10 protein-coding genes and 1 pseudogene are annotated in these 10642 nt (G+C 68.2%); 2 read left to right on the top strand and 9 right to left on the bottom strand.

Annotated elements, in window-relative coordinates; translation table 11 throughout:
* Positions 1-269: 269 nt before the first annotated feature.
* The 6 genes and pseudogenes from IU459_RS13750 to mftA all read right to left on the bottom strand — a co-directional run bounded on the left by IU459_RS13750 (position 270) and on the right by mftA (position 5461).
* Entirely contained in the window at positions 270-539 is a 270-nt protein-coding gene (locus IU459_RS13750) for a hypothetical protein (protein WP_195129893.1), read from the bottom strand.
* Positions 540-658: 119 nt separating this feature from the next.
* Entirely contained in the window at positions 659-2110 is a 1452-nt protein-coding gene (mftG, locus tag IU459_RS13745; RefSeq protein WP_195129892.1) for a mycofactocin dehydrogenase MftG, read from the bottom strand.
* A 6-nt stretch (positions 2111-2116) separates the two neighbouring features.
* Positions 2117-3514: a mycofactocin biosynthesis glycosyltransferase MftF gene (gene mftF, locus IU459_RS13740; RefSeq protein ID WP_195129891.1), complete on the bottom strand. Its 1398-nt coding sequence runs from the start codon at positions 3512-3514 to the stop codon at positions 2117-2119.
* Between the two features lie 231 nt (positions 3515-3745).
* Complete coding sequence (mftC, locus tag IU459_RS13735) at positions 3746-4951, bottom strand: mycofactocin radical SAM maturase (RefSeq protein WP_324198863.1); 1206 nt, start codon at positions 4949-4951, stop codon at positions 3746-3748.
* Positions 4952-5158: 207 nt separating this feature from the next.
* A pseudogene (gene mftB / locus IU459_RS38465) lies at positions 5159-5350 on the bottom strand (mycofactocin biosynthesis chaperone MftB); the annotation flags it as partial.
* Between the two features lie 12 nt (positions 5351-5362).
* Positions 5363-5461 carry a mycofactocin precursor MftA gene (gene mftA, locus IU459_RS13730; protein WP_324198862.1) on the bottom strand — a complete coding sequence of 33 codons (99 nt, stop codon included), beginning with the start codon at positions 5459-5461 and terminating at the stop codon, positions 5363-5365.
* 480 nt (positions 5462-5941) lie between these two features.
* Between mftA and mftR2 the strand changes: the two genes are divergently transcribed.
* Together mftR2 and IU459_RS13720 are read left to right on the top strand one after the other, a co-directional pair.
* Entirely contained in the window at positions 5942-6580 is a 639-nt protein-coding gene (gene mftR2, locus IU459_RS13725; protein WP_195129889.1) for a mycofactocin system transcriptional regulator MftR2, read from the top strand.
* A 38-nt stretch (positions 6581-6618) separates the two neighbouring features.
* Positions 6619-7674, top strand: coding sequence for a ferredoxin--NADP reductase (locus IU459_RS13720; protein WP_195129888.1), 1056 nt, complete (start codon positions 6619-6621; stop codon positions 7672-7674).
* Positions 7675-7714: 40 nt separating this feature from the next.
* Here IU459_RS13720 and IU459_RS13715 read toward each other — a convergent pair whose 3' ends face one another.
* From IU459_RS13715 to IU459_RS13705, 3 genes are all read right to left on the bottom strand, one after another.
* On the bottom strand, positions 7715-8455 hold the full coding sequence (locus IU459_RS13715; protein WP_195129887.1) for a DNA alkylation repair protein: 741 nt from the start codon (positions 8453-8455) through the stop codon (positions 7715-7717).
* Positions 8456-8564: 109 nt separating this feature from the next.
* Positions 8565-9326 carry an aspartate/glutamate racemase family protein gene (locus IU459_RS13710; protein WP_195129886.1) on the bottom strand — a complete coding sequence of 254 codons (762 nt, stop codon included), beginning with the start codon at positions 9324-9326 and terminating at the stop codon, positions 8565-8567.
* 427 nt (positions 9327-9753) lie between these two features.
* Positions 9754-10506: a hypothetical protein gene (locus IU459_RS13705; RefSeq protein WP_195129885.1), complete on the bottom strand. Its 753-nt coding sequence runs from the start codon at positions 10504-10506 to the stop codon at positions 9754-9756.
* Positions 10507-10642: the final 136 nt, after the last annotated feature.

Genomic DNA, 10642 nt, shown 5'->3' with positions numbered 1-10642 from the left:
AGCACGAACAAGCCGCTGCTCCCGGCTGCCCATTCCGGGTGCATGGCGTTTTCACCACGTACGAGTCAACGAGAAAGCGCGAGCGGTGACACCGCACGCGCACGGATTGGCGACAGATTCCTCCAACGTCACGGCCGTGGATCCACGGCTATGTCAGCTACATCACACGGAGGTGATCCGTGCAGTGCGAACCTTAGGCGGTCCGTCAATAAAAAGGAACTACTTCCTCTAAAAATTCTGGACGGACGTGCAGCTACGGCTCTCGGGGGTCAGAAGCCCGGGCCCAAGCGGTATGCGACCACATTCTCGCCCCACCGGCGTGCTGCCGCATCCTGGCCGAGCAGATTATGCGCCGGAACGTTGCATTCGCGTTGCATCGGCCCCATCCGCCGATCCAGGACTCGGATCTTGGCCTCGACTGCGCAGAGCGGTGTCTCCCGTAAAGCCGAGTCGACGTCACCGGAGTCGAGCGCGTCCATCAGGTCGACACCGCCGCGCAGGCTGCGCAACCACGATTCCGGCCCGGCGCGGCGCAGCAAACCGGCGAGCTTCCCGAGCTGATCGCCACTCCCGCTGAGGTATCCGTGCGCCTGCTCGGCTTTGTCCGTCAGGCCACAGCCCGGCGCATGCCATGGCGGGTGTGGCCCGGCGATCCTCGCTACGAAGTCAGCTGCGCGGCCGCTTTTTCCGCGAGCATCACCACCGTGGCCTGTGGACCACGCCCCAGCGGCACGGGCACGACGGAGAGATCGACGATGGACAGTCCCGTCACGCCACGTACTCGGCACATCTCGTCCACCACGGCCGCCGCGTCGTCCTCGCGACCCATCGGGCAAGTTCCGGATAAATGTTGTGACGTAGCCAGATTCGCTCGGAGCCAAGGGTCGAGATTCGCGCGCGCCGGAATGGGATCGACAGGGCGCGCGTTCATTCGTCGCAGCAAGCCGGCGGCGGTCGACACCGCGTCGCGCAGGCGGGCTCGATCCTCTTCCTCGGCCAGGTAGCGATAGTCGATCAGCGGCGCGTCGGCGGGATAGGCCGAGCGCAGGCGCAGCACACCGCAGGATCGCGGGCGCATCAGCGCGACGCCGAGCCTGCGCACGCCCGGCGTGAACGACACTGCGTACGGCCGGATCTCGATATCGCCGACGTCCAGCACGGATTCCAGCGGAACGGTCTGCCGCCCGGCCAGGTCGAGTTGATAGGAGATGCCGATTTCGGGATGGTCGGTGAACCCGGCGCCGACCGCGGCGGCGTGCACAACCGGAATGCCCAGTGGGCGAAGCTGTTCCGGGTCACCGATACCGGAACGCAGGAGCAGCACGGCCGACTCGATGGCACCGGCGCTGAGAACGACGCGGTCCGCCCACTCGGTATGAGCCTTGCCTTCACGTACGCAATCCACTCCGACCACTCTCGACCCGTCGAAGCGAATGCGGGTGACATAGGTGCGTGGCGCGACGCTCAGGTTCGGGCGGGACAGCGCGGGCAACAGGTAGCCGAGCGCCGTACCGGTCCGCCTGCCCCGGTCACAGTTGCACGGCACCACGCCGACGCCGTCACCGCAGTCCGGCGCGTTGAGATCGGGCACCTCGGCGAATCCGGCCTCCAGGCACGCCGCGGTGAACACCGCGCTGACCGGGGCCGGATGTTTGGTGCGATGCAGCGGAACCGGACCGCGGTCACCGTGCCACGGGCGATCGCCGAAATCCAGATCGCGCTCGGTGCGGCAGAACATCGGCAGCACGGCCTCGAACGACCAGGTGGCCGAGCCGCCGAGCGCCCGGCTCCAGGCGTCGAAGTCCGCGGTCGTGGCTCGGACGAAATACCCGCCGTTGATCGCCCCCGAGCCGCCGATCACTTTGCCGCGCACGATGGTGGCCGGCACCGGCGGATCGTCGGCGAGGACCACTTCGTAGTGCCACAACCACTCCGCACCTGGACTCAGCGGCATAGCGGTCGCGTCGAGCAATTCGACGGGGACCGCGGCGGGGTCGTCCCACAGCTGCCCCGCCTCCAGCACGCGCACCGTGTGCGCCGGGTCCGCACTCAGCCGCTCCGCCAGGACACTCCCGGCGGTACCGCCCCCGACGATGAGTGTGTCGACCATGCTCGATCAGCGCGGCGTCGTGGGTTTCAGCGCTTCCACGCTGCGGGCTCGGAAAGCGCCGAGCCACAGCCCGGTGCCGTAGGCGATGTCGTCGATCCGCTTGTAGGCCACATATCGCACCGGATCGAGTCCGCCCGCGTCACGATGGGTGAACCAGTCGGCCAGGCCGTCCGCCACGGCCATCGTGACGGCGATACGCCGAATCCGCCGCGAGACGAGCATCGCCAGCAACGTGATCGGCCAGTAGTGCCTGCACATGGCCGAGGCGAGCCGCCAGAGTCCGGCGAAGAAGCCACGCGCCAGGTAGATCGCGGCGATCCGGGTGGGGTTGTCCAGCTCGCCGAAAACCCGGCGCAGGCGGGTCAGCGCGGTGACCAGGGTGACGATCCCGCCGAGCAGTCCCCACTTGGTCAGCGTGGCGAACAGGAACGCGGCCAGCACCGTCCAGGACGGCACCGCGAGCGGCGACACCATCCCCGCGTGTCGCTCGCCCAGCGGCGCGGCGCCCGTGCCGTAGAACAGCTTCCGGCCGAACCAGGCGCGGAAGCAGACTCGGTGATCGTGCGCCACGTGTGCCGCGGGCTCGTAGCGCAGCCGCCAGCCGGCCCGTTCCAGCCGCCAGCACAGGTCGACGTCCTCGGCGACGTGCATCGACTCGTCGAAGCCGCCCTGAGCCAGCAGCGCCCTGCGGCGCACCAGCAGCGCCGCGCTCGGTACGTAGGACACCAGCCCGCGCGAGTGCACGGCCGCCTCACGTCTGCCGAGATCGAGCGATGAGCGGGTGTGCTCGTAGCGCGCCAGCGCGTTGGACTCCGGGTCGAGCGCGACGATCCGCGGCGCGACCAGCGCCACCCCGGGGTCGCTGAAGTGGCCGAGCATCACCTCCAGCCAGCCGCTGCGCGGCACCACGTCGGAGTCGAGGAACGCGACGAAGTCGGTGGTCGCCGCCCGCAAACCGGCGTTGCGCGCGGCGGCTGGGCCGCGCTTGCGGTCGTGCCGCAGCACCGTCACCCGGCAGCGGGTGCCGCGATTGCGCGGAATGCGGACCGGCTGATCCGAACCATCGTCCACCACGATGACGTTGTGCCCACGCAGTGCGGCGAGCAGCCGCGCCAGCCCCTCGGCGTTGTTGTGCAGCGGCACGATGATGGTGACGTCCTCCGGCGACGGCAGCAGGCGAGGACGCGGGTTGGCCACTCCGGAGTCGAGCAGCCGTCTGGCAACGACAGCGGACTTCGGGCCGGTCACCTCGAGGTACCCGTCGCCGATCATCTCGGCAGCCTCCGGGGCAAGCCGCAGCAACCGGGCTGGCGAACCGCCGATCAGAACCCGCCCTCCGGAGTATGCGCGTACCCGAGGATCGATCCGCACCCCGAATCCATCGGGCAGGCGATCATGGCGCATTCCTGGCATGCTAGGCGGAGATTCGCGCGCGGACATCAACAGTGCCGAAAATTCGGCAGAATTCCGGCCCGAACCGGCCCGATGCCGGACGCCCCGCGTGGCGGACTCGATGCCGACAATTCGCCTACGCGACGTCCCCAGCATTCGGCAACAGATTGGCTATTGCCCGGTCGCAGAACGCGCCGCGGCCACACCCCGGTTACCAGCACTCTTTCAGCAAATCTCATGGCATTACGCCAGCGGACTCTCGTCGCAAGCCCGTCCAGGTCGGCGTTCCGGCGTGAAACCGGCCGGGCGCGTCGCGCTGAGGGTCAGCGGGACCGGCCCGGTTCTGCGCCCGCTCGCCCGCGGCGCCACCCGGCGGGAGTGGTCGACCGACGAGCGCGGGATCATCCGGGCGGTGTCGGCCAAGGCAGCCTCGCCGTAGCCCTGGACGCACTCCGGGTCCGGCCCGTCGGCGGGGAGTCCGGTGAAGAACTTCGCCGCCATGCAGCCGCCCCGGCAGGCGTCGTAGTGACTGCACGACGCGCAGGCGCCGCCGCCACTCGGCTCGCGCAACTCGGCGAACAACTCCGAGGATCGCCACACGGCGCCGAAACCGCCATCGGTCACCACATTGCCCGCGCGGAACCGGTCGTGGATGGCGAACGGGCAGGCGTAGACGTCGCCGACCGGGTCGACCAGGCAGACCACCCGGCCCGCTCCGCACATGTTCAGCCCGGGCAGCGCCTGACCGAACGCGGACAGGTGGAAGAACGAGTCGCCGGTGAGCACGCCGGTCCCGTTGCGCAGCAGCCAGTCGTAGAGCACCCGCTGCTGATCGGCTGTGGGGTGCAGTTCGTCCCACACGTCCGCGCCCCGGCCCGACGGTCGCAGCCTGGTCAAACGCAGCGTCGCGCCATACCGGTCGGCGATGGCGCGGAACTGGTCGAGCTGCCCGATATTGTGCCTGGTGGCCACCACCGACAGCTTCGCGTCCCGGAAGCCCGCCGCGGCAAGGTTTTCCAGCGCGCGAATGGCCATGTCGTAGGAGCCGGGACCGCGCACGGCGTCGTTGACCGCCGCGTCGGCGCCGTCCAACGACACCTGCACGTCCACGTAGTCGCTGGCCGCGAGCCGGGCCGCGATCTCGGGGGTGATCCGAACACCGTTGGTGGAGAACTTCACTCCCACGTGGTGCGCGGTCGCGTAGTCGACCAGCTCCCAGAAATCCGGGCGCACCGTCGGCTCGCCGCCCCCGATGTTCACATAGAACACCTGCATGCGCTCGAACTCGTCGATCAGCGCCTTGCACTGCTCGGTGCTCAGCTCACGCGGATCTCTGCGCCCCGACGAGGACAGGCAGTGCACGCAGGACAGATTGCAGGCGTAGGTGAGTTCCCAGGTCAGGCAGATCGGGGCGGCGAGACCGGATTCGAAGCGGTCGACCAGCCGCACCGCCCGGTCCGAGTGCGGGGCCGTCCCCGCGCTGGGTGACGCCCCGCTGACGACCGCGCCACGCTGCCGATCGACGCCATCGCGCACGACCGGCGCGCGGCCTCGCTGACGCTCGCTCACGACGGCGGATGCCGCCGGTACGCCGACGATCATGTCCGAATCAGCCAGCTGGGTCAGCGCTTTCAGGTATGACTCGGCGCCTCCCTCCGGCACGCCCGCCGCACGCAAGGCCGCGCGAGCCGAGTCGTGCTCCGGCAGGGACCGCACGATCTCGACAATCCGCGGACTCTTCAGGAACGAGAGTTTGCGCGTGCCGAAGTGGTACAGCAGCGCGCCGAACGGTTCCGGCCGCAGCGCCACTCGCGGATGCAGCTGCCAGCGGGTATCGAGATCGAGCATCGTCGGCCGCCCTCAGTAGACGCCGCACATACCGTCGATGGACACCTCTTCGATGAGGCTCTCCTCGACCAGCGGCATCTCCTCGGCCGACCGCGCGGCGGCGGTCTCCACCGGCCCGGTGTTGTCCGTGTCGCCGTGTCCGATTGATCCGTATTCCGGCATGCCTACCTCCGCTGGGGACGATCGGTTGCGCGGGTCCGCCGGTGCGGTCCGCGCTCACACGATAACGTCATCAGCTGACAAAATGGAACATGTTTCACTCATTCGGCGGGCGACCGGATGTATTCCGCCTGTCGCCGGTCCGGACGACCGGCGTTCCGGACCCGCGCCGAGTCGAACGCGCGGCGACCGGGGTCGGGACGCGGCGCTCTAGACTTCGGGTGGCAAGCAGCTGAACAGAATGTGACGGGCGACATACGCCCCGCAGCGGTAGAGGTGGCATGGGAGTCGGACGAATGCAGGCGAACGGGGGCGGCAGCACACGCGGTGCGAGCGTCAGGCCCGGAGGCGGAAGCTTGCGTAACCACAGAGGGCCCGGGAGCGCCGCGAATCAAACACAGTGGTGCGAGGATCAGGCCCGGAGGCGGAAGCTTGCGTAACCACGGAGGGCCCGGGAGCACCACGAATCAAACACTGTCGGAGTCCGAGATCGTCGAGGCCGCACTGCGGGTGGTCCGCCAGGACGGCGTGGAAAAACTGTCGATGCGGCGGCTTTCCCGCGAACTCGGCGTCTCGCCCATGGCGCCGTACTACTACGTCGCCGACAAACGCGAGCTCCTCGACCTGGTCGCCAGCGCGGCACTCACCGGCGTCCGCACGCCACCGCCCGAAGCCGGTTCGTGGCAGCACCGGCTGCGCGACCTCGTCGACCAGATCGACGAGAAGCTGCGCAAGCACCCCGGCCTCGGCGACATCCTGATCGAGCAGATGCTCGGCAAGCAGCTGGACCTTATCGCCGCGGTCATGGACATCCTGGCCGAAGCGGGCTTCGACGACCGCAACGTCCTCGCCGCCTACGCGACCATCCACACCTACCTCTTCGGCCGCAGCCGGGTGAACCCCAGGGACCGGTCCGCACCGGCCGACGTCACCCTGCCTCCTGTCGTCGAGCGGGCCACCCGATACATCGGCGACCTGCGCGGCCGGTACTCGTACGACTTCGGCATGGACGTGCTGATCGCCGGTCTGGAAGCCCAGCTTGTCCGGCAGGCGACGCCCGACGTACGATAAAACTGTAACACGTTCTAATTTTGGTTCGAGAGGACGACATGACCACTGTCGAGGTTCCGCACGGCTCCCGCTCGGTCGTGCTGCGGGTGTCCGCGGTGATCGCCGAGACGGCCGACACCTGCTCGCTGGTCTTCGACGTCCCCGACGAACTGACCGAGAAGTTCCGCTACCAGCCGGGGCAGTTCCTCACGCTGCGCATCCCCAGTGACCGGACCGGCTCGGTGGCCCGGTGCTATTCGCTGGCCAGCTCGCCCTACACCGACGACCGCCCGAAGGTCACCGTCAAGCGGACCGATGGCGGCTATGGGTCGAATTGGGTGTGCGACAACGTGAAAGCGGGCGACCAGATCGAAGTGCTCCCGCCCTCTGGCGTTTTCACGCCCAAGGACCTGGATGACGATCTGCTGCTGTTCGGCGCGGGCAGCGGCATCACACCGGTGATGTCCATCCTGAAGTCGGCGCTCGCGCGCGGCACCGGCCGCATCGTCCTGGTCTACGCCAACCGCGACCACGAATCGGTGATCTTCGCCGGTGAGCTGCGCGAGCTGGCGGACAAGCACCCGCAGCGGCTCATCGTGATCCACTGGCTGGAGTATCTGCAGGGGTTGCCGACGGCCGATGCGCTGGCCACCCTCGTCGCGCCGTATCGGGGCTACGACGCGTTCATGTGCGGGCCGAAGCCGTTCATGGACCGGGTGCACGACGCGCTCGCGCAGCTGGGCGTGCCGCGGTCACGCACGCACGCCGAGGTGTTCAACTCGCTCGCCGGGGACCCGTTCGCCGACCAGGCGCCGGTCGAGGTGTCCGACGAGGATGCCGCCGACGCGGCGACCGTCGAAGTGGAACTCGACGGCGAGGTGCACGAGCTGAAGTGGCCGCGCAAGCAAACCCTGGTGGACATCATGCTGGCCAAGGGCTTGGACGTGCCGTATTCCTGCCAGGAAGGCGAATGCGGATCGTGCGCGTGCACGGTGCTGGAGGGCAAGGTCGAAATGGACAATGCCGAAATCCTCGATCCCGAAGACATCGAGAACGGCTACATTCTCGGCTGCCAGGCGCACCCCGTGACCGATCACCTCAAGATCCAGTTCTGAGCGCCCGGCCGCGAACCGTGTTCCGGCTTGCGTGGCCGAGTTATCGAGCGCGGTAATCGGCGCGGAGTTCGGGCGGCAAATGCTCGGTCGCGTAGCTCAGCGCGGTGCGTCCCATGGCCGTGGCGTGCTCGTCGAGGAAGCCGGTCAGCAGAGCTCGGTCGACGCGCTTGCCGATTTCGCGCAGCATCCAGCCCACCGCCTTCTGGATCAGGTCGCGCCGGTCATCGAGCAATAGTTCACTCAACTCGAACGTGGTGGAGGCGTCGCCCGCCTTGATGAACGCGAACGTGGACAGCACGGCCACCCGCCGCTCCCACAGCGAATCGGCCTGTGCCAGCTGGAAGAGCAGATCGCGGGGTTTGTCCAGCAACCACGGACCGACGATGTTCTCGGCCGACACGTCGACGAGGTCCCAGTTGTTCACCCGGCCGCGGCGTACCGCCGCCAGGTATAGCTCCACCATGGCGGCGCGGGCGGCGTCGTCGAAGGTGCGCGGCTTGGACGCCGCGGCGAATCGCATGTTCAGGATGACCAGTCCGGCGAAGCGATCTTCGTGCACCGCGCTGTCGAGCAGCCGATCGATCTCGTCGAGCGCAAGCCCCGCGAAGCGTTTCGCGACACCTCGGCTCGCGGGCACTCGGACGCCGATGAACACGTCACCCTCGCCGTACTCCCCCGGCCCGGTCTTGAAGAACCGTTGCAAATGCACCGCGTCGGCCGGGTTCGCGATCGCCCGCAGAGCCGCCTGCACATCCCCAGCGCTCACCGCCACCTCGGTCATCGGACAACCCTCCGTTCCATCCGGCCTCAGCGGGCTCGGCTCCAGGCCACGGCCGCGTGGCTATCGAACCGCCCTTCGGCTTTGCCTGCGCTGGTGAGCGGCTAGGCGTTCACCCCTGCGCGCCTAGAGCGCGGCCCGACTCGAAAGCCGCCGCGCTGGCGGGCAGCGCGCCCGGCCGGCCGCTGTTCAGTACCCGGACCTCGCCGTTCCCGGTGCTCGGGCGACCGAGCGCCTCGATGCGCCGAACGGTCTGCGCGGCAACCGCTTGCGCGCTGTCGAAGAGGCGCACACCGTCCGGGAGTGCGGCCACGATCGCATCGGTGACCAGCGGATAGTGCGTACAGCCGAGTACCACACCCGCCACACCCGCCGGAGTCCGTGCGGCGGCGCCTGCGATCGCGTCGCCGGCCGCCGCCAAGTCGCCGCGATCGATCGCGTCCGCCAGCCCATGGCATGCGACGCCGACCACCTCGGCATCGCCGCCGAACTTCGCGATCAGATCGGCCTGATACCGGCTCGCCGTGGTCGCGGCGGTGGCCCAGACCGCTACCGAGCGGCACACGGCGGCCGCGGGCTTGATCGCGGGCACGGTGCCGATCACCGGAACGCCGGGCCCGACTTCCGCGCGGACATGCTCCAGCGCCGTGACGCTGGCGGTGTTGCACGGCAGGACGATCACCTCGGCGCCCGAGCGAAGGGAAGTCCGCGCGGCCTCCACCACGCGCTCGACCACCCACTCCTCCGGCTTCGGCCCCCACGGCGCGCCATCCGGGTCCAATTGCAGCAGCAGATCCACATCCGGCCGCAACTTACGCAACCAAGCGGAGGTGGGCAGCAACCCCAGACCCGAGTCGATGAGCGCGACGATCACCGGACCACCGTATTACAGCCGCTGTCCCGCCTCGCTCCTCCGCCTCTCCGCGTCTTCAGGCCGCACTAGTCGGGTGACACACGATTGCGGCCATGCCCCGCGTCGGCGCTCCCCCGCCTCTGAGTGTCTTCAGGCCGTGCGAGTCGATGACACAGGATTGCGTGCAGGTCCCGCGAGACGTGCCGCTCGAGTTTTTTCTTGTTCACGACACGCGATCCTCGGTCACTCGCGATGAAAGCCCAGGGCTAGCCCCACGCTTGGCAGGCGAGGCCGCAGACAGAAAGAGTCGACAGGACCGGGCCTGGACCGGCCTCCTTTGGTTGGGGAACCACCTGGGGAGCTGGGGCGGAACCTGGCGGTAGGTCCGGCTGTGATCGACTACGGCGCCGAGATCGAGAGGGTACTGCCCGCAGTTTCGGCCAAGGGTTTATGCCAGCCGGTAGAGGGTGGGCTGTGCGGAGATGTTGTTGGCGGCGAAGTTGGCGAGGACGAACCGGCGAAACGACGGCCGGAAGATCATCTTTGGCGCTACATCGCGCAGCCGATCCCATCGGCAGTGGTTGATAATGCCGTAGTCACGGGGTTCCCCCTCGAGTGGCCGCATGACTCGGGAGTTGTCCAGACCCGTGTTGACCCCCCACCATCCAGCTGTGTACTCCCAGACCGGGACGAGTTCCTTCTCGTCCTGGCCGTAGAAGAAGTTGAACAGAAACACTCCCTGCCGTGTCGCGTCGACATCGCCCATGTTGCGCGGGTTGTCGGCGGCGACCTCGAAGGTGCGGCGGGCCGCAGCCTCCACCAGACCGGACAGTCGCCGGTAGGCGGCGTGACGGCGCAGCACATCGACCGCCGCCGGGTCGATGACCTCGACGAGAATCACAAGGTCGTAGCGGGCACGCCGCAGCTGACCCGCCGCGACCGCACGGCGCAAAAGAGCGTGATCCTCTCCGAAAATCAGGTGGGCGAATCCCTGGAACACCGTGGCGCGCACTACCTCCGGGAGCTGTTCGAGTTCCGCCGCCGCCGCCTTGGTCTCGCGGATCAGGCGAGCCTTGACGCGGCTGGGGGGCAGGAACATCGGCCGCCGGTCGACCTCGGCCGCGAGCAGCAGATACCCGGTGGCGCTGGGCTCGACCAGTGGTGCGGTGCTCGGGTTGAGGTGTTCGTTCACGATGTGCATGATCAGCGCTCCTTGTCTCGAACCAGGCCAACATCTATTGGCCAACGTTTGTTGACATAAGCATGCGCCCGTGACCACAGATATGTCAACAGTTGTGGGCCAACTTGTGTTGGCCTACTGTGTTGACATGAGGAGG

The organism is Nocardia amamiensis, from assembly GCF_015477605.1.
Lineage (GTDB): Bacteria > Actinomycetota > Actinomycetes > Mycobacteriales > Mycobacteriaceae > Nocardia > Nocardia amamiensis_A.
Note: the sequence above shows the minus strand (reverse complement) of the source record. Positions and strands in the feature narration are given on the sequence as shown.